At 70.0% G+C, this 22263-nt stretch carries 21 protein-coding genes and 1 pseudogene; 17 read left to right on the top strand and 5 right to left on the bottom strand.

Features of this window, described 5'->3' with window-relative positions:
- Positions 1-106 precede the first annotated feature (106 nt).
- From TFC3_RS10870 to TFC3_RS10860, 3 genes are all read left to right on the top strand, one after another.
- Positions 107-1030: a manganese catalase family protein gene (locus tag TFC3_RS10870; protein WP_067498861.1), complete on the top strand. Its 924-nt coding sequence runs from the start codon at positions 107-109 to the stop codon at positions 1028-1030.
- 75 nt (positions 1031-1105) lie between these two features.
- Positions 1106-1507 (top strand): hypothetical protein, encoded by a 402-nt coding sequence (locus TFC3_RS10865; protein ID WP_236718069.1) that lies wholly within the window; start codon positions 1106-1108, stop codon positions 1505-1507.
- Positions 1504-2673 (top strand): zinc-dependent alcohol dehydrogenase, encoded by a 1170-nt coding sequence (locus TFC3_RS10860; RefSeq protein WP_067498859.1) that lies wholly within the window; start codon positions 1504-1506, stop codon positions 2671-2673. The genes TFC3_RS10865 and TFC3_RS10860 overlap by 4 nt, the downstream gene beginning before the upstream one ends.
- A 20-nt stretch (positions 2674-2693) precedes the next feature.
- On the opposite strand, the gene TFC3_RS10855 is transcribed toward TFC3_RS10860, so the two are convergent.
- Complete coding sequence (locus TFC3_RS10855) at positions 2694-3188, bottom strand: hypothetical protein (RefSeq protein ID WP_236718068.1); 495 nt, start codon at positions 3186-3188, stop codon at positions 2694-2696.
- A gap of 152 nt (positions 3189-3340) precedes the next feature.
- Here TFC3_RS10855 and TFC3_RS10850 point away from each other — a divergent pair, with 152 nt between their 5' ends.
- Both TFC3_RS10850 and TFC3_RS10845 read left to right on the top strand, forming a co-directional pair.
- Entirely contained in the window at positions 3341-3997 is a 657-nt protein-coding gene (locus TFC3_RS10850; RefSeq protein WP_067498857.1) for an SRPBCC family protein, read from the top strand.
- A complete protein-coding gene (locus TFC3_RS10845) occupies positions 3994-4668 on the top strand; it encodes a DUF4166 domain-containing protein (protein ID WP_067498855.1) in 675 nt (224 codons plus the stop codon). Before TFC3_RS10850 ends, TFC3_RS10845 begins: the two co-directional genes overlap by 4 nt.
- Positions 4669-4806: 138 nt before the next feature.
- On the opposite strand, the gene TFC3_RS10840 is transcribed toward TFC3_RS10845, so the two are convergent.
- Complete coding sequence (locus tag TFC3_RS10840; protein ID WP_067498853.1) at positions 4807-6684, bottom strand: adenylyl cyclase; 1878 nt, start codon at positions 6682-6684, stop codon at positions 4807-4809.
- Between the two features lie 318 nt (positions 6685-7002).
- Here TFC3_RS10840 and TFC3_RS10835 point away from each other — a divergent pair, with 318 nt between their 5' ends.
- The 9 genes from TFC3_RS10835 to TFC3_RS10795 are packed head-to-tail and all read left to right on the top strand — an operon-like array spanning position 7003 to position 16688.
- Positions 7003-8325 (top strand): sugar transferase, encoded by a 1323-nt coding sequence (locus TFC3_RS10835; RefSeq protein ID WP_161952568.1) that lies wholly within the window; start codon positions 7003-7005, stop codon positions 8323-8325.
- A gap of 4 nt (positions 8326-8329) precedes the next feature.
- A complete protein-coding gene (locus tag TFC3_RS10830; RefSeq protein WP_067498851.1) occupies positions 8330-9589 on the top strand; it encodes an O-antigen ligase in 1260 nt (419 codons plus the stop codon).
- Positions 9586-11103 (top strand): lipid II flippase MurJ, encoded by a 1518-nt coding sequence (locus TFC3_RS10825; RefSeq protein ID WP_153040177.1) that lies wholly within the window; start codon positions 9586-9588, stop codon positions 11101-11103. The genes TFC3_RS10830 and TFC3_RS10825 overlap by 4 nt, the downstream gene beginning before the upstream one ends.
- Positions 11093-11803 carry a polysaccharide deacetylase family protein gene (locus tag TFC3_RS10820; RefSeq protein WP_201787137.1) on the top strand — a complete coding sequence of 237 codons (711 nt, stop codon included), beginning with the start codon at positions 11093-11095 and terminating at the stop codon, positions 11801-11803. Before TFC3_RS10825 ends, TFC3_RS10820 begins: the two co-directional genes overlap by 11 nt.
- The gene (locus TFC3_RS10815) at positions 11800-12897 is read left to right on the top strand and encodes a glycosyltransferase (RefSeq protein ID WP_067498849.1); all 1098 of its coding nucleotides are present in this window, start codon (positions 11800-11802) and stop codon (positions 12895-12897) included. Before TFC3_RS10820 ends, TFC3_RS10815 begins: the two co-directional genes overlap by 4 nt.
- The gene (locus TFC3_RS10810) at positions 12894-13679 is read left to right on the top strand and encodes a Wzz/FepE/Etk N-terminal domain-containing protein (RefSeq protein ID WP_067498847.1); all 786 of its coding nucleotides are present in this window, start codon (positions 12894-12896) and stop codon (positions 13677-13679) included. Before TFC3_RS10815 ends, TFC3_RS10810 begins: the two co-directional genes overlap by 4 nt.
- Positions 13676-14809: a GNAT family N-acetyltransferase gene (locus tag TFC3_RS10805; RefSeq protein ID WP_067498845.1), complete on the top strand. Its 1134-nt coding sequence runs from the start codon at positions 13676-13678 to the stop codon at positions 14807-14809. Before TFC3_RS10810 ends, TFC3_RS10805 begins: the two co-directional genes overlap by 4 nt.
- Positions 14806-15903, top strand: coding sequence for a glycosyltransferase (locus tag TFC3_RS10800; protein WP_067498843.1), 1098 nt, complete (start codon positions 14806-14808; stop codon positions 15901-15903). Before TFC3_RS10805 ends, TFC3_RS10800 begins: the two co-directional genes overlap by 4 nt.
- Positions 15900-16688 (top strand): family 16 glycosylhydrolase, encoded by a 789-nt coding sequence (locus tag TFC3_RS10795; RefSeq protein ID WP_236718067.1) that lies wholly within the window; start codon positions 15900-15902, stop codon positions 16686-16688. The genes TFC3_RS10800 and TFC3_RS10795 overlap by 4 nt, the downstream gene beginning before the upstream one ends.
- On the opposite strand, the gene TFC3_RS10790 is transcribed toward TFC3_RS10795, so the two are convergent.
- The 3 genes from TFC3_RS10790 to TFC3_RS10780 all read right to left on the bottom strand — a co-directional run bounded on the left by TFC3_RS10790 (position 16685) and on the right by TFC3_RS10780 (position 19618).
- Positions 16685-17290 carry a response regulator transcription factor gene (locus TFC3_RS10790; protein WP_067498840.1) on the bottom strand — a complete coding sequence of 202 codons (606 nt, stop codon included), beginning with the start codon at positions 17288-17290 and terminating at the stop codon, positions 16685-16687. The two genes, TFC3_RS10795 and TFC3_RS10790, sit on opposite strands and share 4 nt — an antisense overlap.
- A gap of 350 nt (positions 17291-17640) precedes the next feature.
- A complete protein-coding gene (locus TFC3_RS10785; RefSeq protein ID WP_067498838.1) occupies positions 17641-19050 on the bottom strand; it encodes an FAD-dependent monooxygenase in 1410 nt (469 codons plus the stop codon).
- Positions 19043-19618 carry a PadR family transcriptional regulator gene (locus TFC3_RS10780; RefSeq protein ID WP_153040175.1) on the bottom strand — a complete coding sequence of 192 codons (576 nt, stop codon included), beginning with the start codon at positions 19616-19618 and terminating at the stop codon, positions 19043-19045. The genes TFC3_RS10785 and TFC3_RS10780 overlap by 8 nt, the downstream gene beginning before the upstream one ends.
- Before the next feature lie 87 nt (positions 19619-19705).
- Here TFC3_RS10780 and TFC3_RS39970 point away from each other — a divergent pair, with 87 nt between their 5' ends.
- The 3 genes and pseudogenes from TFC3_RS39970 to TFC3_RS37895 form a co-directional block, all read left to right on the top strand.
- Positions 19706-19840 (top strand): hypothetical protein, encoded by a 135-nt coding sequence (locus TFC3_RS39970; RefSeq protein ID WP_255363756.1) that lies wholly within the window; start codon positions 19706-19708, stop codon positions 19838-19840.
- 28 nt (positions 19841-19868) lie between these two features.
- Positions 19869-20948: a fibronectin type III domain-containing protein gene (locus tag TFC3_RS10775; protein WP_067498836.1), complete on the top strand. Its 1080-nt coding sequence runs from the start codon at positions 19869-19871 to the stop codon at positions 20946-20948.
- A gap of 115 nt (positions 20949-21063) precedes the next feature.
- Positions 21064-22263 (top strand): annotated as a pseudogene (locus TFC3_RS37895) (hypothetical protein); the annotation flags it as partial.

Raw genomic sequence — 22263 nt, 5'->3', positions numbered from 1 at the left:
CGCAAAAGACGTCCCGGGTGGGCCAAGGCCTGACCCAGCCGGGTCAGACAGAGGGGTAGTGGAGTCGGCGTGAGCAACCCCGACCCTCGAAGGTGAGGACCTCCCCATGTTCAAGCACGTCGATTACCTGCAGTTCCAGGCCAAGCCGGAAAAGCCCGACGCGCTACTGGCCCGCAAGATGCAGGAGCTGGTGGGCGGTCAGTTCGGCGAGATGACCGTGATGATGCAGTACCTCTGGCAAGGCTGGTCGTGCCGGGTGCCGGGCAAGTACAAAGACATGATCATGGACATCGCGACGGAGGAGATCGGTCACGTCGAGATGCTCACCACGATGCTGGCCCGGCTGCTTGAGGGCGCCCCGGGTGAGGCGACCGAGAAGGCCGCGGCCGCGAACCCGCTGCTCGCCGCCGTTATGGGTGGGCAGAGCCCGCAGCACGCCATCGTCAGCGGCGGCAGCGCGCTGCCCCGTGACAGCGAGGGCACACCGTGGAACACCGGTTACATCGTGGCCAGCGGCAACCTGCTGGCGGACTTCCGCTCGAACGTCGCCGCCGAGGCGCAGAGCCGGCTGATGACCAGCCGCGTCTACAACATGACCGATGATCGTGGCGTCAAGGACATGTTGCAGTTCAACCTGGCCCGCGACACGTACCACCAGCAGCAGTGGCTGCTGGGCATCGAGCAGTTGGTGGCCGACGGCTTCACCGAGAACGGCATCGAGGACTCCAACCGCGAGGATGAGAAGGACGGCCCGAACCGCACCTTCTACAGCTTCGACCCGCAGAGCAGGGCCGGAGAGGGCCGCTGGGCGCAGGGCCCCACGCTGGTGGACCCGAAGCAGGAGTACATCTACGTGCCCGACGCGCAGCCGCTGACCGACGACAAGCCGCTGGGCCCGGCCCCGGACCCGAAGCTGTTCGTCACCTACGACGGCTCGCAGGGTCCCGGCAAGCCCGGCACCGGAGCCGGCGCGCACATGCAGGGCGCGGCGAACGTAGTGAACAAGATCAAAGGTGCGTTGAAGGACTGAGCAGGCACCCCGTTTATCCGAGCGCGAAGTCGGTACTTCCTCTCCATGAGAGCTAGCCGAGCAATCCTGGTCGCCGTGACAGCCGCAGCAGCGGGTGTCACGGCGACTTCGGTTGTGAAGAAGCGCCGTGCCAGTGCCCAGGACCACGACGGGCGCCCCCACGTCATCACCGTCTTCCGCCCCTACGACGAGCTCAAAGCCGAACAAGTGCCCGGGTCGCTGGCCGAATTGGGCGACACCGTCGAGGTGAGCCTGCGTCCCGCCCCGGCAGATCGAGGAACCGAGATTTCGGTACGGCCACGCGACGGCTCCCCGGTCGGCGCCGGTGACATCCGGCGGGCCCTGCGCGAGACCCGCTCGCTGCTCGAAGCCGGTGACGTGCTGCTGCCCTCGGGCCCGCCGACCACCAAGACGACGCTGCTCAACCGGCCGTTGCAGGCGGCCACCGAGCACGGCCGCGAGGGAGGACTGCTGTGAAGGCGCTGCAGTGGCAGGGCATCAACAAGCTCAAGGTCGGTGAGGTCCCCGAACCCGAGCTGCGCAACCCGGGCGACATCATCGTCAAGGTCACCCGCAGCGTCACCTGCGGCTCCGACCTGCACCTGCTGGGCGGCTACATCCCGTTCATGCAGAAGGGCGACGTGATCGGCCACGAGTTCCTTGGCGAGGTCGTGCAGGCCGGCGCGCTGGTCAAGAACCACCGGGTCGGCGACCGCGTGGTGGTGTCCTCGTTCATCGGCTGCGGCTCGTGCTGGTACTGCTCAAAGGAGCTGTACTCGTTGTGCGACAACAGCAACACCAACCCGGCGCTCACCGAGACGCTGTGGGGTCAGGCCCCGGGCGGCTGCTTCGGCTACTCCCACGCGATGGGCGGCAACCAGGGCAGCCACGCCGAGTACATCCGCGTCCCGTTCGCCGACGTCGGTGCGTTCACCGTGCCCCAGGGCGTCAGCGACGAGCGGGCCCTGTTCGCCTCGGACTCCGCCTCCACCGGCTGGATGGGCGCGGAGTTGGGCGGCGTCCAACCCGGTGACGTGGTTGCGGTCTGGGGAGCGGGAGCGGTCGGGCAGATGGCGGCGCGGGCCGCGATGCTGCTCGGCGCGGAACGAGTCGTGGTCATCGACCGGTACGACTACCGCCTCGACCAGACCGCCAAGTTCATCGGCGCGGAAACCCTCAACTACGAAGAAGTCAACACCGAGCAGGAACTGCGCGAGCGCACCGGCGGCCGCGGCCCCGACGTGTGCATCGAGGCCGTCGGCATGGAAGCCCACTCGGCCGGCCCGCAGTTCCCCTACGACCAGCTCAAGCAACAACTGCGGCTGCAGACCGACCGCTCGCCCGCGGTGCGCGAGGCGATCCACGTGGCCCGCAAGGGTGGCTCGGTGTTCGTGCTGGGCGTGTACGCGGGCATTGTGGACAAGTTCCCGCTGGGCGCCATGATGAACAAGGGCCTGACCGTGCGCGGCGCGCAGATGCACGGCCCCCGCTACATCCCCATGCTGCTCGACCGGATGGCCAAGGGTGAGCTGGTGACCGAGCACCTGGCAACCCACGTGATGCCGCTGGACGAGGGGCCGGAGGCGTACCGGATCTTCAAGGAGAAGGAAGACAACTGCGTGCGGGCTGTGCTCGTACCGTAAGTCCGCTGTGCGTCTTGGGGTTATTGTCGCCCGAGACGCAGGGCGGCGATCAGAAAGAAGATTCCGCCGAGGATGGCGTAGCCGGCGAGGTTGCTCAGGGTTGCGCCGTCCTTGGCCGCGGCCAGGATGAACGATGTTCCGGCGCCGACGGAGAGACCGCCGCTGAGGATCATCGGCCAGTGACCGTCCCGGCGCCGGCGGTTGATGCCGACGACGAGCTGGACGAGCCCGGCGGCGATGGCCCAGGCGCCCCAGACGCGCAGCACGGCCGGGATGCCGGAAGCGCTGGCGATGGCCAGGCCGATTGCCCCCAGGCCGCTGATGGCGATGTTGAGGTAGAGGACGGGGCTGCGCGAGGAGCGCAGGTCGATCACCGCGGCGGCCACGTCGAAGGCCGGGTAGAGCACGAGCAGGGCGATGCTCAGCGGGCCGAGGTTGGCGGCGGTCGTGAACAGCAGCGCGGCCCAGACGAGGGCGAACCCGAAGCGGAGGAAGTAGAGCCGGCGCAGGGGCACGGTGATGCCACTCGCAGTGTTCGCATGCGCTCTCCCCCGTTGCCGCCGGCTCCGACCAATGTAGATCGCGGCCGATCTCCGCATAGCACTTGAGCGATCGCTCAACCTCTACTAGTTTGAGCAGTAGCTCAAATCGAGGGAGGGGGCGGCGGATGGCCCGGATCTACGTGGAGACGACCATTGCGGCGCCGGTGGAACGAATCTGGACGCTGACCCAGGACTACCGGCAGCATCCGCGCTGGGATGCTCGCTTCGGGCGCATCGATCCGGTCCCGGAGGACGGGTCCGGCGCGGCGCGGTTCACGTACGCGACTGCGGTGCTGCCGGGGGTGGAGATTGCCGGGTATGGCGTGCACAGCGGGGAGCGGCACCGCTCGGACGGGGAGGCCACGTCGGCGTTGCGCTTCGGGTCACCGGATCCTCGATCGCCCATCCGGGAGGGCTCCGGGTACTGGCGGTACGTTCCGGTAAACGGGGGTACGCGGTTTCTGACCGGGTACGCATACCGGACTCGCTGGGGGCGCGCAGGGCGGCTTGCCGACATGGCGTTCGGGCCGGCGTTCGGGTGGGTCACGGCCTGGTCGTTCGATCGGCTCCGGCTGTGGCTGGAGCACGGGATCACCCCGGAGCGGGCCCGCTGGAACGCCATTGCCGAGGTTGTCCTGCGCGCCGCAATCGTGGCTGCGGCCCTGACAATCGGGCCGGTGGTCGCGGTGGGAGCGGTTGGCGTGGCTTTGTTCGTACCTCCGCATCGGCACACGCCTGCGGCACGCCGGTGCCGGCGGCGGCCCGGAAAGGACGACCGGTGACGACGTCCGTTTTTGCCTCGGCCTTGCGCGACGACTTCCAGCGTCTGCACCCGCGCCTGCAGCGGCGTTTCGACGTCGGCAGCGGCCGGGACCAGGGCTGCATCGGCACCGGCGTGATGAACCGGGTCTGGCGGGGGGCCGCTTTCACCGCGCCTTTCCTGCACCTCGGCACGTTGCGGCACATTCTGTTTCCGGAGACCGGGACGAGCATTCCTTTCACCATCGAGAATTACGCTTATCCCGATTCCTACGGCCGTCCGACGGTGACGTTCGTGCGCACTTTCCAGGTACGTCCCCACCTGCGCCGTCGCTTTGACGCAACGATGGTCTACGTCCCGCAGCGTGACGTCATTGTCGACTACCTCGGATCCACCCAGCATCTGGCCGTGGATCTGGACGTGTCGGTGGACAGCGCCGGTGGTTTGCGCATCCGCAGCGGCCCGCAGATCTTCCGCAGTGGCCTGCGCTGCCCGGCGGCGCTGACCGGTGATGCCGAGGTGCGCGAGTGGTGGGATGAGCGCGCCGAGCGGTTCCGCATCCAGGTGACCGTGACCAACCGGCGCCTCGGACCGCTGTTCGGGTATTACGGCAGCTTCACAACAACCTACGTGCCCTGCGGAACGCCAGTCCCCGCTGCCGTGCGCCCGCTGCGGGAAAACCCCACTACCTAGTCGCGCTGCTGGTGGCGGGTGCTGGCGCTGGCGCTGGCCGTGCCGGCCCGCTGGGAATGTCTCGCGCACCTCATCGATCTGGGCCGGGCAAGCGAACGGGCCGGGGCGTGATGCCCCGGCCCGCCCAGTGACTCGGACCTACGGCGCCGGGTATTCGGTGACGTAGACCGGGGTGCCGGTGTTGCTGGTGTCGGCCGGGCCCCCCACGCCGTTGACGACGTGATCGAGGGTGCCGGCGCTCAGGTTCACCGTCATGATGTGGTGCAGCTTGACGCCGGAACGCTTCGGAACCTCGAAGCCGTTCTCGGTGTGGATCGCCGGGTTGTTCTGGTTGAAGACGTAGACGCCCGCGCCGTACAGGTTGTGCGTGCGGACCTTGTCCCCGACCTTGTAACCCGCGTACCCCTCGACCTTGCCGTTCATCCAGTCGGCCTGCGTCGGCGGGTCGTAGGGCAGTTCGTTCTGGTACAGGATCGTCGTGCCCTTGTCGCCGTTCCAGACGGTGTTGTACTTCTGGAAGTGCTCGACGAAAAGGCCCGTCGCGGTCACGTTGTCGCCGTTGATCACGGCGCCGTAGCGGCCGGTGTTGGTACGCCAGCGCTGAGTGTCACCGTTGACGCCCTCGGTGAAGCCCTCGTTGCCGTGGTCCGCGCGCCACACCCAGGTGTGGTCGATCAGCACGTTGTCGCTGTTGACCTCGAGTGCGGTGCCGGCCTTGCCGATGTGCGGGCCGCCGACGCGGAAGTACACGTCGGACAGCGTGGTCGGGTTGCTGGCGGAGCTGGGACCCCGCCCGTTCTTGCCGACCTCCAGCAGCGTCTTCGACTCCTTGGTGCCCGCGTCGATGGTGACGCCGGCGACAACGGCACCGGGCACGTCCGCCACCTTCAGCGGGGTGGCACCGTTGACCGCGGTCAGCGTGGCGTGACCGATGCCGAGCACCACCTGGTTGGGGTGCAGCACCCTGACGCTGTAGGGGATGTCGTACATGCCGGGGGTGAGCAGCAGGTTCTTGCCCTGCTCGAGGTTGTTGTTGATCAGCCACACCGGGTCGGTGGGCTTAGCGACGAAGAAGCTGCTCAGCGGCAGGGTACGACCCGACGTCTCGTCCTGCGCCCACGACGTTCCGCTGGTGTTCTTGTGCGCAGCCGGCACGCGGACGTTGTACTTACCCTGCGCGTCCACGAACAGGTACGGCTTCTCCCGGCTGACCGGGGTCTTCTCCACCGTGGTGTACGGCGGGTTCGGGAACGCCGAGTCGTCCGGCCCGCCCACGACACCCGAGAACACCTGGTTCCACACACCGTTCGACCAGCCAGCGACCTCGCTGTTACGCGTGATCCACTGCTGCTGCGAACCGTTGGTCACCGACGGGAACTTCGAGTCGGCGATGAAGCCCCCGCTGGCGTACTGCGGACCGGCGGTGCAGTAGTCCATCAGCGAGAAGTTGCCCCCGCTGACGTTGAGCCGGCGCAGCGACACCGCCTGGGACACGGCCCAGAAGTTCGCGGTCCCGCGGCAACCGTCCTGCCCGGCGGCGTTGATGTTGATCGTCAGGTTGGACAGGGTGCGCCAGAAGTTGACCAGCGCGAGGCAGTTGCTCGTGCCACCGTCGGCGAGGCAGCGGTTGTAGACCTCCACCTTGCCGTTGATGGTCACGTCGGTCGGGTCGGCGCCGAGGCCGGAGATCTCGGTGTAGTAGCCCACCTTGATCTGCAGCGGCTTGTCGGTGGTGCCGTACGTGCCGGGCTTGAACAGATACGCGTACCGAGCCGTACCCATCTCGTTGTCGACCTGCTTGGCGTAGGTCGCATCCAGGGTCGCCTGGATCTGCTCGACCGGCATGCTCGGGTCAAAGACGGTGACATTGGCACCGAAGCTCGGCAGCGCTGCCGTGACAGCCGGCGCGGGGGCGGCGGTCGCGGCGTGTGCTGTCAGCGCGCCGGTGGTGGCCAGCGTCAGACCGATGGCGAGAAACCGGCCGGCGAGCCGGCGCCCGGATGGGCGTTTCGTCATACGGGGTGGTCCTTTCCTATCAAAAAGCCAGGTCCGTAACAGGAATGCAATGGACCGGATCACAGCAAGCGATAGACGGCGTCAGATGTCAACAACCTGACTCGGTTCCGGAACCAGCAATGCCCGAACGGCCAGGAGTTGCGGCGTACGTGAAAATGCCTCGCATCTCTCGTGACATTTGCGACTGTCGACGCCATCCGCGTCCTTGCCACGCTCAATTGCATCACAAAGCTCGATGCCCGGCTGGGAGGATCGTTGTTCCAGATCGCTTCCGCAGCTCGCCCCGGATCACGGACCGGGAGCCCTGTTGCCCAACCCTTGACCGCCCGTCCGGCGCCTGCCCGCAGGGCCCGGGGCCGGGCCGGAGAGTCTTTCATCCTGCTGCTGCTCGACGCCGGGGCGATCGCCGCCGCGGCCTGGTCCACCCATACGCCGTGGGCGGTCACCGCCGCCGTGCCGCTCACCTTCGCCGTGGCCGGGCTCTACCGGGCCCGGCTGCGTTTCGCGGTGCTCGACGACCTGCCGCGCACGGTGCTGGCGGTCGCGTTCACCATCGCCGTGATCCACTGGATCCAGCCGCTGGGCCGGCACGGCATCGCGGCGCTCGGCGCGGAAGTCGGCGCGGCGTTGCTGGCCCGTACCGTCTGCTATCGGATTTTGCGGTGGCACCGGCGCCGCTCCCCCGGCCGCGCCGCCATCGTGACCGGCAGCGGGGACCTGGCCGTGCGGCTGGCCGAATCGCTGCGCCATGACCGCGGGTACGGGCTCGCCCCGGTCGGCTTCGTCGGACCGGCGACGTTGTCGCAGCCCACCCTGCCGGTGCTCGCGAGCGCCGATGACCTGGAACGCGCGGTCGCCCGGTACAAGCCGCTGCACCTGATCGTGGCGTACCCGGCGGTGCCCGACTCCGAGCTGGTGCCGGTGCTGCGCCGGTGCCGCCGGCTGGGCGTGACCGTGCACGTGGTGCCGCGGCTGTTCGAGCTGGCCGTGGGCTCGGTCGGCGCGGAACTGGTGAACGGCATCCCGTTGACCCGGCTGCGCGCCGAACCCGTGCAACTGCGCCGCTGGCCACTCAAGCGCCTGATCGACATCGTCGGCGCGGGGCTGGCGCTGATCCTGCTCGCCCCGGTGTTCCTGCTGTGCGCGCTGGCCGTGAAGTTCGAATCGGGCCGGCACGGTGTGCTCTTTCGCCAGCAGCGGGTCACCCGCGACGGCGAGGCGTTCACCATCGTCAAGTTCCGCTCGCTGACCCCGGCCGACGAGGGCGAGTCGCAGAGCACCTGGAGCATCGACGCCGACGCCCGGATCGGCCCGGTCGGGCGGCTGCTGCGGGGCACCTCGCTGGACGAGTTGCCGCAACTGGTGAACGTGCTGCGGGGAACCATGTCGCTGGTCGGCCCGCGTCCGGAACGGCCGTACTTCGTGGAGCGCTTCGGGCATTCCTACGCCGGCTACCCCGACCGGCACCGGGTGCCCGCGGGGCTCACCGGCTGGGCGCAGATCCACGGGTTGCGCGGCGACACATCCATCGAGGACCGGGTGCGCTACGACAACCACTACATCGAGAACTGGTCGCTGGGGCTGGACCTGAAGATCATGCTGCGCACGCTGGGCACCCTCATCCGCGGCACGCGGGACTGAGCCGATGCGGGCGAGCTGTCTGGTGGCCGTGACGGTGCTGCTGGCCTGCGTGCCCAGCCGCACCCAGGACGTCACCACGTCGCACGTCAGCCCGGCCGATCTCGGGGCCGCGCTGGTGGTCGCCGTGGTGGCGACCCGGCTGTTGAGCGGAGTGCGCGGTCAGACGCGGTGGGGGTGGTTGCCGTTCGGCCTCGCGCTGCTGTCGTTCGCGCTGGCCACCGTCACCGCGGCGGACGTGTCCACCAGCGTGCTGGGGTTCATCCGGTACGCCGAGGTGTTCGTAATCGTGCCGGTCGCGGTGGCTCTGGCCGTACGGGATCGGCTGGATTTTCTCGTGGTGGCCGGCTCCTTCATCGCGGCCGCAGCCGTCGAGGGCGGCATCGGCGTGCACCAGTACCTCACCAGGACCGGCGCCTCCTACGCCGGGCAGTACGTCCGCGCGGTTGGCACGTTCGGCGCCGAGCAGGTCATGGCCCTCGCCTCGCTGCTCGGCTACGGCGTCATCGTCACCCTGGCCCTGGGCATCGCCTTGCGCCGGCGCAGCTTGATCGTGCTCGCCGTGGCGCTGCTGATCCCGCTCGGGCTGACGCTGAGCCGCGGCGCCTGGATCGCCACCGCGTTCGCCCTGCTCGTGCTGCTGATCGCCGCGAACTGGAAGGTGGCCGCCGGGCTCACCGCGGCCGCCGCGCTCGCCGTCGCCGTGCTGTCGATGGGCGGCACCGGCGACCCGGCCACCGGCACGTTCAGCCAGCGCCTGACCAGCATCACCTCCTCCGGCAGCGCCCCGGACCAGTCCGTGGAGGACCGGTACGCGTTGTGGCACACCGCCACCGCCATCTGGGCCGACCACCCGATCCTCGGCGTCGGGCTCAAGGACTTCCCCGGCTACCGCGACACCTACGCCTCGGTGGCGTTGTCGGCCGGCAGCGACGTGGGCGAGCGGTCCACCGGCATGGGCCGCGAACCGCTGCTGTCCGCCCACAACCAGTACCTGCAGGTGCTCAGCGAGCAGGGCACTGTCGGGCTGCTCGCGTTCGGTGGCCTGATCGGGGCGCTCGCCTGCAGCGCGGTGCGCCGCAGATCCGGCACCGACCGCTTCCTCGACCTGGCCGCGCCCGGGATCGTGGCGTGGACGCTCGTCGACTTCCTGTACGGCGATCTCGGCGGCGGACCCAGCGGGGTGCTGCTGGCGGTGCTGCTGGTTCTGGTGGCCCGGCGCGGCTTGATCCTGCCCGAACCCGCGAAGGCGCCGGTGACGCCATGAGCACCACCACGCTGACCCGGGCCGCCACGCTGACCGTCGGGGTGTCGCTGACCGGCACGCTGCTCGGGCTCGGCCGGGACCTGCTGCTGGCCCAACTGTTCGGCGCCGACGGCGGCACCGACGCGTTCCTGGTGGCGTGGACGGTGCCGGAAACCGCGTTCGTGCTGGTCCTCGAGGGCGCAATGGCGCTGATCATGATCCCGGCGTTCAGCCGCGCGCTGGCCCAGCGCAGCGATGTCCGCGAGGTCGTGGCGGCCACCCTGCCGCGGATCGCGGCGCTGCTCGTGGCGTTGTCCGCGGCGGTCGCGGCCGGGGCACCGCTGCTGGTCCGGGCTGTCGCGCCCGGCTTGGCCGACTATCACCTGGCCGTCACGTGCACGCGGCTCACCGCGATCACCGTGCTGACCTTCGGGCTGGCCGGGTATCTCAGTGCCGCGCTGCGCGCCCACCACGTTTTCGGTGCACCGGCGGCGCTCACGCTGGTGTACAACGCCGGAATCGTGGCGCTGATGGTCATGCTGCACGGCCGGTTCGGCGTGGTCAGCGCGGCGCTCGGGGTGGCCGTGGGCAGCCTGTTCATGGTGCTCGTCCAGGTGCCCGGCTTTCTGCGGCGCGTCGGGCTGCCTAGGCGGTGGCGGTCGGGCGGGCCGGTGCTGACGATTGGTGTGGTCGTACCGGTGGTGGTCTACACCCTCACCCGTCAGGCGCAGGTTTTCGTCGAGCGTTTCGTGGGCTCGGAGCTGCCGGCGGGCACCATCTCGTACCTCAACTACGCTCAGAAGATCGGTCAGATTCCGATGCTGATCGCGCTGCTGGTCTGCGCGGTCACGTTCCCCACGCTCGCGCGCAATGTCGCTGCCGGCGAGGTGGAGAAGGCCCGGCTGCGCGTGGAGACCGATCTGCGCACTGTCACGGCCCTGATCCTGGTCTCGGCCGCGTTCCTCATCTCGTACGCCCACCCGATCGTCGCCGCGCTGCTGCAACACGGGGCGTTCACCGGCGCCGACACGGCTGCCACGGCCACGATCCTGCGGGTGTACGCAGCCGGCGTGCTCGGTCATGCACTGGTCGGCGTGCTGGCCAGGCCGTTCTACACCGGCGGGCAGCGCACCTGGTTCCCGGTCGGCGCGATGGCCGCCGGGCTGGGGGTGACAGCGGTGCTGGCCTGGCTGGGCACCCCGCTGGCCGGTGCCCCGGCCATCGCCGCGGCCAACGGCGCCGGGATCAGCGTCACCGCGCTGATGCTGCTGTTCGGGTTGCGCCGCCGGGTGCTGGCCATCTCGGTCACTGCGATCGCCGGGGCGGCCGGGCGGCTGGCCGTCGTGGCGGCGCTCGCCTGCGCCGCCGGTCTGCTCGTTGCGCCGCTACTGACCGGGATCGCCGCCCTGCTGCAGGCGGCTACCGGTGGCCTGGTGGTGCTCACCACGTTCCTCGTTCTCGCCCGGCTCGCCGGGTTCCCCGAGGTCACCGCCGTGGCCCCGGCCCTCTCGCGGAGGATCCGTCATGGACGCTGACCTGAGCCCGGCGCCGTTCGTGCTGATGTACCACTCGGTGCAGGCCTACGACACCGACCCGTACCGGGTAACCGTGCACCCCGACCGCTTCGAGCGGCAACTGCGCTGGCTGCGCCGCCGGGGCCTGCGCGGGGTGTCGATGCGCGAGCTGCGCCACAATCCGCAGCCCAGGCAGGTGGTGCTGACCTTCGACGACGGCTACGCCGACTTCGCCACCACCGTGCTGCCCGCCCTCGACCGGTACGGCTTCACCGCTACCTGCTTCGTCATCGCGGGAGCACTCGGCGGGCACAACTCGTGGGACGAACCCGGCCCGCGCAAGGAGCTGATGAGCGCCGGCCAGGTACGCCGGATCGCCGCCGCGGGCGTGGAGATCGGCTCGCACAACCTGCACCACGTCCACATGACCCGGCTGGGCAACGGCGAGCTGCACGATCAGGTCAACCGCAGCCGGCTGATCCTGTCCGACCTGATCGGCGCACCGGTCACCGGCTTCTGCTACCCGTACGGCGACGCCGGTCCCCGCGAGGCTGAGGCGGTCGCCGCCGCCGGCTACGAGTACGCCTGCGCGGTCGGCCGGATCGAGCCCGTGAGCCGGCACACGTTGCCGCGCACGTTCATCGGCGACCGGGACACCGCCCCGCGGTTGTACGCCAAAGCCGCCCGGCACCGGCTGCACCGGACGCGGGTGGCGTTGTGAAGGTGCTGCACGTGATCACCGGGCTGGCAGCGGGAGGGGCCGAGCACCAGCTGCGGCTGCTGCTGCGCCGGTTGCCGTACGAGTGTGAAGTGGTCACGTTGTCGAACCCCGGCTCGGTGGCTCGGGCCATCCGCGCGGGCGGAACGGTGGTGCACGAGCTGCGGATGACCAGCAACCGCGACGTCACCGTGGTGGCCCGGCTGCGCCACCTGATCCGGGACGGCCGCTTCGATCTGGTGCACACCCACCTGTACCGCGCGTGCGTTCACGGCCGGGTCGCGGCGAAGCTGGCCGGCGTTCCGGCCGTGGCGACCGAGCACTCCCTCGGCGACGGGATCCTCGAGGGGCGCCGCACCTCGGCCGGCGTGCGCACGCTGTATCTGGCCACGGAACGCCTCGGGCAGGCCACGATCGCTGTTTCCGGGCCGGTCGCCGCACGGTTACGGGCTTGGGGCGTACCGGAAAATCGCATCAGCACCATCCCCAACGGCATAGACCCCATCGAATTCAGGTACGACCCCCGCTCGCGAGTGGCCACGCGCAAGCGGCTCGGCATCGCCGCCGGCACCCCGGTCATCGGCGGCGTGGGACGGATGGCCGCGACCAAGCACTTCGACGATCTGATCTGGGCGCTGCCCGGCATCCCGGAGGCCAAGCTGCTGCTGGTCGGCGACGGCCCAGCCACCCCAACCCTGCGCGAACAAGCGAAACGGCTCGGCGTGGCCGATCGGGTCGTGTTCACCGGCGAGGCCGAGCACCCGCGCGAGATGTACTGCGCGATGGACGTGTTCGCCTCGCCTTCGCCGCAGGAGACCTTCGGCATGGCGGTGCTGGAGGCACTGGCAAACGGCCTGCCCACTGTGTACGCGGCCTGCCCGCCGCTGGACGACGTGCCGGACAGCGGCGCCCGGCGGCTCACCCGCGATCCCGAGTCGCTGCCCCGGGCCCTGCGCGCCGAGCTGGCCGGGGTCAGCGAACGCACCACCGCCCGGCTGCCGGTCCCGGCGGTGGTGGACCACTACGACATCACGCGGCTGGCCGGCTCGGTCGCGGACCTGTACGCGCGGATCACGGAGAAAGGAACGGATCGGTGAACAAGCTCATTCGGCGGTTCGGGCTGCTGATCGCGCTGACGCTCGCAGGCGGCGGGGCCGGGGCGGCGTACGCGGCGTTCAAGACGCCCACCTACACGGCAAAGGCGTACGTGGTCGCGATTGCCGGCAAGAGCGACCCCATGACGGCCCTCAACTTCGCGCAGGCGTACGGCCGGATCGCGACCAGCGGCCCGGTTCTCGCGGCCGCGCGGACCCGGCTCACCGACGCCTCGGGGCTGACCTCGGTGCGCTCGTCCACCTCGCCGGACGCCCCGGTCGTCGAGATCACGGCGACCGGCTCGGCAGCCACGCACACCACCGATCTGGCCAACGCGGTGGCGGGGGCGCTGGCCGACTACGGATCGCTGCGCAAGGCCGACACCGACGTGACCCTGTCGGTACTGGCCCCGGCGACCGTGCCGGTGCGCCCGAGCTCGCCGAAGCCGCCGCTGGAGCTGGCTGTGGGGGCGGCCGGTGGGCTGCTGGCCGGGGCGCTGGCCTCGATGGCCGGCAGCGGGCTGAGCATCGGCAGACGCAAGGAGGTGGAGGTGTCCGAAGCCGTGGGACGCGCGAGCGTCAGCTGGGCACAGCAGCCCCCGGCGATCACGGCCTACCGGTCCAGCGGGAACAGTGATGAGCCCTTTCCGGTGGTCACCGACCTGAAGCCAGTGCAGGAACCGACGGTGCTGGTGCCGGTGATCCCGGTGTCACCCGCCGATACGTCAGCGGCGCAGCGGGCGGTCGGCCGGGCCGTCGTCGCGGGGATGGAGGACGACGAATGAGCACGGTGACCACGACCGGGTGGGCAGTGGAGACCCGGTGCGATGACGGGGCACTTGTGGCCGTACGGGATGAGTGGGTCGATCTCTATGGCCGGTGTGCCACGGCGTCGCCGTTTCAGGCGCACGGGTGGGTCGCGGGGTGGTGGCAGGCCTATGGGCAGCGCGGGCGGTTGCGGCTGACGCTGGTCCGGCACGGTGGGCGGCTCGTTGCGGTGGCGCCGATGATGCTGGTACGGCGGCGCGGCGGCGTAGGTGTGCTGGTTCCCCTGGGCGGGCAGGTGGCCGACTTCACCGATGTGCTGGTCGACGACGCGATCGCCGGTCCTGCCTCGGCGCGGCTGGCGGACGCTCTGGTTCGGGATCGCGGGTGGCAGGTGGTCGACGTGCCGGAGTCGCGGCCCGGCGCGGTGACCGGTGGCGCGTTGCTGGACGCCTGGCCCGGACGCCGTTATCGGCTGGACGCGTCGCTGTGCCTGAGACTCCCCGCGGTGCCGCTGCCCGACTTTCTGGCCACGCTGTCGAGCAAGCAGCGCCGCTCGGCCCGGCACGAGGTGGTCCGGCTGGAACGCTGCGGGCTCAGAATGAACGAGGTCAGTACGCAGGAGGCCGGGCGCGCGGTGCCCGAGCTGCTGCGGCTGCACGCGATGCAGTGGCAGGGGCGCGGGATTCAGCCCGAGCATCTGCGCCCGGCCTTCGCGCAGTATCTGACCCGCGCGGTCACCCTGATGCTCGCCGACGAGCAGGCCGTGCTGGTCGAGTATCGCGACGGGAACCGTTTGCTGGCCTCGCATCTGATGTTTGCCGGACGCGATGTGCTGGGCGGCTACCTGTACGGCGTGGACCCGGAGCTGCGCAAGCGCGTGGACGTCACCACGATGCTGCTGACCGACATGGTTCCCCGCGCGCACCGGCTCGGGCTGGCCGCGTCGAGTCAGTTGCGCGGCGACGAGGCGCACAAGCTGCGCTGGCGACCGGTGCCGGAGCGCAACAGCCGGCTTCTGCTGGTGCGGCCCGGGAGTGCGGCCGGGGCTTGGTATGCCGCGTCCGTACGGGCGGGGCGGGCTGGGGTGGCGGTGGCGAAGAAACACGCGCCGTGGCTGCGCGCGGTCCGGGATCGGGTCCGGCGATGACTGTCTCGGTGCTGCACGCGGCTCAGCCCCGCGATGGTGGTGTGGCCCATTACCTGGTGGCGGGGTGCCTGGATCAGCTGTCGCGGGGCTGGCGGGGGGCGGTGGCGTGCCCGGATGGCGGGTGGCTGGCCGATGAGCTGGCCCGGGTGGGCGTACCGCGGTTGCGCTGGCCAGCGGTGCGCAGCCCCGGACCGGCTGCGGCCGGCGAGGCGGCCCGGCTGCGGTCGCTGGTCGCCCAGGTCCGCCCGGATGTGGTGCACCTGCACGCGTCGAAGGCCGGGCTGGCCGGCCGGTTGCGCCCGTTCCCGCGCATCCCGATCCTCTTCCAGCCGCATGGCTGGTCGTGGCTGGCGGTCGGAGGGGCGCTGCGAACGGCGAGCCTGGCGTGGGAACGCTCGGCCGCGCGGCGCACCGATTTGCTGCTGTGCGTGGGTGACGGCGAGGCCGAGCAGGGCCGGGCGCAGGGGGTGCAGGGCCGGTACGCGGTGGTGCGCAACGGTGTGGATCTGAGCCGGTTCCGACCGGCGTTCGCCGATGCGCGGGCCGGTGCTCGCCATCGTCTGGGCGTACCGGCGCAGGTTCCGCTTGTTGTTTGTCCCGGGCGCCTGACCCGTCAGAAAGGCCAGGATGTGCTGCTCTCGGCGTGGCCGCTGATCCGGTCGGCGTGTCCATCGGCGCGGCTGGCGCTGCTCGGCGACGGTGATCTGGCCGGTCGGCTGCGGGCGGCGGCGACGCCCGGTGTCACGTTCGCGGGGGCGGTTGACGACGTGCGGGGGTGGCTGGCCGCGGCCGATGTGGTGGCGTTGCCTTCGCGCTGGGAGGGTTTGTCGCTGACCGTGCTGGAGGCGATGGCCACGGCTCGTCCGGTGGTGATCAGCGACGTGCCGGGGCTGGCGGAGGCGCTCGGTCCCGGCACCGGAGCTGCGGTGCCACCGGGTGATCCGGTTTTGCTGGCCGAAGCCATTGCGCAGCGGCTGCTCGATCCGGCTCGGCGGGAGGCGGAGGGAATGGCTGCGGCAGCGCATGCCGTGCATTTCGATATGCGGCGCACATTTGACCATTTGGCCGAGCGGACCGAGGCGGTGCTGCGGTGAACCGTTTTGTGGCCGCCTTGTGTCTGGGCCTTCTGGTGGCATGCACGTCGGAATCGCCCGCGGCACCACGCTCGGCGGCTTCCGGGCCGGTCGGCGTGCCGGGTCGGTGGAAGCTGGCTTTCAGCGACGAGTTCACCGGCGCAACGCTGGACCTGCAGCGCTGGGATGACCATTCCAGCGCCGAAATGGACGACGGCCGGGGCAACATGGGGAACGAGCAGCTCGAATGGAACCAGGCGGCCAACTGCACGGTTTCCGGTGGCGAGCTGACCATGACGGCTCGCCGCGAGACGGTCGAGTCATCGAGCACCGGCCAGCGCTATGACTGGACGTCCTGCCTGATCACCAGTACGACCGCGTTCACGTTCCAGTACGCCTCTATCGAGGAGAGGTCGGTTCTCCCGGCCGAGCGCGGGTTCTGGCCGGCGTTCTGGACCTGGCAGGCGCACGGCGTCGAACAGCACACCGAAACCGATGCGTACGAGTATTACTCCGACAACCCGCTGAAGCTGTACGGCACCCAGTTCTCCGGCGCGGGCGGGCACTGCGAATGGCGTCCGCCGTTCCACCCCGGCGAGGGCTGGCACACCTATGGCGTTGCCATCGAAGCCTCCGGCACCACCTGGTACGTCGACGGCCGGCGCGTCTGCCACACCGAGGCAACCTCCGACGCGCGCACCGCGATCATCTCGAATCTGGCTGTCTATTCAAAGATCCCACCCGATTCCGGTACGTCCACAGCCACCAAACGCGTCGACTACATCCGCGCCTGGGTTGCCCTTTAGCGCAGCCAGCCGTCGCGGCGCACGATGCGAATGGCGTCGAGCCGGTTGCGCGCCCCGGTTTTGTAGATCACCGCGGACAGATAGTTGCGCACTGTTCCGCCGGACAGGAAGAGCCGTTTCGCGATGTCGTCGACCGAGTCCCCCTCGGCCGCCAAACCGAGAACGGTCAGCTCGCGGGTGCTCAGCCCGCGCTCGGTGTTCATCGACGCCGCCTGCAGCCGGGGGTGCACGATCCGCTCCCCCGCCGCCAGCTTGCGCACCGAGTCCGCCAGATAGGCCGGCGACGCGTCCTTGAGCAGGAAACTCACGTCATCGGCGTGGCGGCGCGGCGGGAGCATGCCCGGCTTGGTCGGGTCGCAGAGCACCAGGATGTGACAGTGCGGCAGCCGGGCACGCAGATCCTGGGCGGCCGGCAGCACCTGGCTGACCATCAGCTGGGTGTCGATGACCAGCACATCCGGGGCGTACGGCACCGCGCGCAGGACCACGTCATGATCCATCGGCACGGTGCCGGCCACGTCTATGTCCGGCTGCGAGCTCAGCAGCACCCGCACCTGGATGCCGAAGTAGTCACCGTCGCGAACCACCAGTACCCGGATCATCAGGTCCCCCTCACCCGTTGACGCCGTCTTCTGCTTGGGAGCCGTTGCTGAGGCTAGCCCTGCGCCACCAATCGAGCACCCTGAGCGAATTTCGATCCACAGTGGTGATGAGCCTGCTCAGGAACCCCGGACGGGTCCAGCGGCCGGACAGCCGGCCCCCGAAATCTGTCCGATCATCCGACTCGGATCCGCCGCGACGGCGACGGCACCTCAGCCTCGCAGCGGGGGGCCGGGCTCGATGAACAAGTCCTCCGGCCACGCGGTGAGCTGCACCTCGTGGCCCCGCACGGTGATGACATCGTGCAAGTTGCCGCGTTCCAGGCACCGGCAACTGCGACCCAGCTACCCCGTCACCACGGTTCCCCCCAGTGATCGAGGGCCTGTTCAAGCCCTTCGATGTCCGGGCGGCCCACGGTGCTCACCCAGGCCGCGTGACCGTCCGGGCGGACCAACACCCCACCCACCTCCGGATGACCGGCACACCTGGCCCGCAAACCCCGGCCCAGTTCGCCGCTCAGGTCCAGCAGCACCCAGCGTCCCTCAGCAAGCAGCGCGCTCAGCGTCGTAGCCCCGTCATCGGTCGCCAGCTCAAGATCGGGCACCAGGCAGCCAAGCCAGGGATGTTCGCCGGGCGGCTGCATCTCGTAGCGGGTGTCCAGGTTGGTGACCACCTCGGCGAACGCCTTGTTCCCGGCCGGGTGCGAGGCGAGCCGGGTGAGGAACTCGGCCATGGGTCCGTCCGGGTCCTCGCCGAGCAGCATCTGCGCCCTGGTGCTGGCCAGCAGGCGTTTTCCGGCTGCGTGGCGTTCGCTGTGGTAGGTGTCCAGCAGACTCGCCGGGGCGGTGCCGTGCACGGTGGCGGCCAGTTTCCAGCCCAGGTTGAAGGCGTCGTCCAGGGCGATGTTCACGCCGATCGCGCCGGCCGGTGGGTGGATGTGTGCGGCGTCGCCGGCCAGGAGGATGCGGCCGTGGACGTAGCGGTCGGCTTGGCGGGTGGCGTTGCCGAAGCGGGTCAGCCAGCGCGGGGAGTGGATCTCGACTCGGCGGCCGAGGGCGTGGTCCATGGTGGCCTGCAGGGTTTGCAGGGTCAGGGGCGCTGACGGGTCGGGGTCGTTGGTGACGACCCGGGCGTAACCGGGGCGCGGGATGACCATGACGGATCCGCCCGCCCCGGTGCTCACCCCGAACGGCAGGGCCGCCGGTTCGGCGAACTCGACGTCGCCGAGCATGGCGAACGTGGTCGAGGCGGTGCCGGGGAAGGCGATGCCGGCTTTTTTGCGTACGGTGCTGCGACCGCCATCGCAACCCACCAGATAGCGTGCCGTGATCACCTGATCGCCCTGAGCGGTGGTGATCGTCGCCGTGACCTGGCCGGCGTCCTGCGTCAGCGATCGCAGCTCGTGACCGCGCCGCACGTCAACACCCAGATCGATCGCGTGCTGTTCGAGCAGCTCCTCGACGCGGGTCTGCGGGATGCCCAGCGAGTACGGATGATCGGTACGCGCACCGGCCAGGCCCAGCGTCACCGGCAACCCGGAGAACGCGGCGTGCGGCGCTTGCCAGCCCTCGGCAATGAACCGAGCGGCCAGGCCGCGCCGGGCGAGCAGGTCCAGGGCGCGGGCGTTGAGGTTGAAGCCGCGGCAGAAGTCCGGGCGCTGGGCGTCGCGTTCGATGAGGACGGTGTCGACCCCGGCGAGCTGGAGTTCGGTGGCCAGCAGCAGACCGGCCGGGCCCGCGCCGACGACGATGACCTCAGGCATCGGGCCACCTGAGCGTTCCATCGTGGATCTCGGCGGCGATGCGCCGGGTCCAGCTCAGTTCGGCCCGCCAGACGTGCTGCGCGTACTCGCCCTCGATCATGAACAGCCGTGGCAGCTGACCGGCGCCGACGGTGGCTTCGAGCACCTGGGCCATCTCGTTGATGCGCTGCTGGAGAAGTTCCGCGCGCTCGGTCAGGGCGTCCGCGGCGGCCTGCGGGGTCAGCGCGCCCAGGTAGCTCACCGCGGCCATGAACTTCGGATAATCCCCGCCCGGCGTACGGATCAGCTCATCGATCCAGGCCACGAACTCGCGATGACCCAGTTCGGTATGCCGGTAGACGGTCCGCTCGGGTCGCTTGCCGTCACGCCCGGTCTCGACCGGCTCGATCCAGCCGTGCCGAGCCAGAGCCGCGACGGTGTCGTACAGCGATCCGGTGGTGATTTTGAAGCTGCTGTCCTTGTGCCGCTCCCGCAACGTAGACGCTACTTCGTACGGATGCATGGGCCGCTCCATCAAGAGCCCCAGCACCGCCAGCGCGAGCGTGTTCGCGATCTTCCGCCTGGCCACCCGGCCCTCCTTCAGTCGGATCCGACTATAAGGATCCGACTAATAGTCGGCAACCTCCAAATCGGCGAGACGGCGACCGGCGCATCCTTGCCGGACGGCATCGTGGAGTCCTGCGCGGTGCTGCTGTACGGCGTGCTGGTCATCTGGCTGGCCCGCCGCCGCGGCCTGCAGACTCAGCAGCGGGCCTCATCGAGAACGGCCCGCCACGCCGCACTGGCGTGATCGCGAGGTTGTCGGGCAGCATGGCTGCGTGTCCCAGCCGTCCCCGCTCCACGCCACCCGTCAGCGCGCCCAGGCGCTTGCCGAGGCCGGTGATCCCGCGCAGGCCCGGGCGCTGCTCGAACACGCCGTCGAGCTGGGGCGGATGGACTTCGGCGAAGACGATCCCGAGGTGCTGTCCACAGCGCACCAGCTTGCGGTGATCATGCATCGCTCGGGCGACGCTCCGGGGGCCCGGCGGGTGCTGGAAGAGGCGTATGCGGCGGGGCAGTGGCGGCTCGGCGAGACCGATCCGCTCATGCTCGGCATCAGCTATGAGCTCGGCGTTGTGGCCGAGGAGATGGAGAACAGGCATGAGGCCCGGCGCGCGTTCGGCCGCGTGGCGGCGCACGGGCCCGGGGTGCTGGGCGCGGACCATTGGGCAGTCACGCGGGCGCGGGCCTATCTGGGCGAGGAGCCTCCCACGGTACGGATGGAGCTGCCTGATCCTCCCCCGATGCCGGCCTACCTGAGCGCACCGGCAGCACCCGTCGCCGCCCCGGCACCCGCTGCGGAGATGGTGACATTTCCGACATCATCGACGGGGGCTGCGATGAGGGGTCAGGTGGGTCCGGCGTGGCCGAGCGCTTTGGACGTACCGCAGCAAAGGGTTGTGGCGGCACCTGCGCAACCGGCGCGATCAGGCTTTTCACTGCGGGCGCCGGCCCTTTTCGCCGTGCTTGCCGCGGTGCTCGGGGTGATCATCGCCGTCGTTGCGCTGGTGGTGGTGCTCGCCGGTCCGGGTGACAAGGACGGCGAGTCGGATGTGCCAACTCTGCGCGGGCCCGCGCCCACCGATGTCCGCATCCGCGACTACGGATCGTCAGTGAAGCTGTTCTGGAGCGACCCCGCCAACGGCCGCGCGTCCTTCATGATCACAATGGGACGGCCCGGCGAACAGCTCAAGGCGATGGGTCAGGTGGGGCCGGCCACCACCTCGTTCGACCTCAACGGACTCAACGCTGACCTGGACTATTGCTTCGCGATCGTGGCCGTCTACAGCACCACGCAGTTCTCCACCTCGCCGCAGTCGTGCACGAGCCGGACCGCGCCCTCGCCCAGCAAACGATGATCACTCTGGGCAATCAGCTTTATCCACAACCGTAACTTCACCGGGTGTCCCCGACGGCTCGCCGCCCCCTATGATGGCCTGCGTCCTACGGGCAGACGGGGAAGGTGGGCAGCGCGTGAGCAGCGACGAAGTCGTGACGCGACCGGTCAAGCGCCGCTGGCGCAGCCGGGGCGGGCTCGTCACGATCGGCACGGTGGCGGCGCTCGTGGCCGGCCTCGGGCTCACCGTGCTCGGCCTCGGGGCGGCCGACCAGGCCGTCGCCAGTTTCGACGCCGCCTCCTGGGCGTGGAGCAACGGCAAGGGCGAGGTGGCCCGCATCAACGGCATCACCGCGCGCGTGGACACCCGCGTCGACGTGCCCCGCGCCCGCGGCCACCAGGTGCAGATCTCGCAGAACGACCGCTTCGTGCTGCTGCGTGACGTGCAGACCGGCGTGGTCAGCACGATGGACCTGACCTCGCTGCAGCAGGCCCAGCAAACCTTCGCCTCCCCCAGTGGGCTTGGCGTGCACGTCGCACTCAACGACGACGCCGCGTTCGTCATCGACTCGGTGCAGGGCTCGATCAGCCAGCTCGACCCGCGCACGCTCGCGGTGGTCGGCACACCGCTGCGCTACCCGCCGGGCGTCGCCGGAGGGGTGTTCGACGGCAAGGGCAACCTGTGGATCGCCCTGCCCACCGAGGGCACGGTGTCGGCGATCACCCCGGCGCCGCTGTCGTCCGAGGGCGCGGGCACCCCGGCCAGCCCGGCGCAGGTGCGCACCGAGTCCATCGCCTCGGCCAGCCACGACCTGGCCCTGTCCACCCTCGACGACGGCGTCGCGGTGCTCGACCGCACCACAAACGACCTGACCACGATCCGCGGCACCAACGCCCCGGCGAAGGTCACGCTGCCGCTCGACGGGCCGGGCACGCTGCCCGAGCACACCGAGGGCGCGATCGTGCCGGTGACGGTCCCCGAGTCGCGCAAGGTCTACGGCGTCGACGGCACCACAACCACCGCGAGCTTCCCGGTGCCCGGCGACGGCGACGGCACCGAGCTGCAGCCCGCCGTGGCCTACGAGGGCTTCTTCTACGTCGCCGACGAGGCCACCGGCACGGTCCACGTGTTCGACCAGAGCGGCGCCCGGCAGAAGAACATCACGTTCAAGAAGCCGGGCGGCCCACTGGAGCTCGAGGTCCGCGAGAACTACCTGTTCATCAACGCCCCCGGCTCGGACAAGGCGCAGGTCGTCGACGACACCCACCACGTACGACCGGTGGACAAGTACGCCGACGACGTGCTCGGTGGCGACCCGCCGCCCACCCCGCCGGAC

It is taken from the genome of Actinoplanes sp. TFC3 (assembly GCF_001553785.1).
GTDB lineage: Bacteria > Actinomycetota > Actinomycetes > Mycobacteriales > Micromonosporaceae > Actinoplanes.
This window is presented reverse-complemented; position numbering and strand designations above follow the sequence as displayed.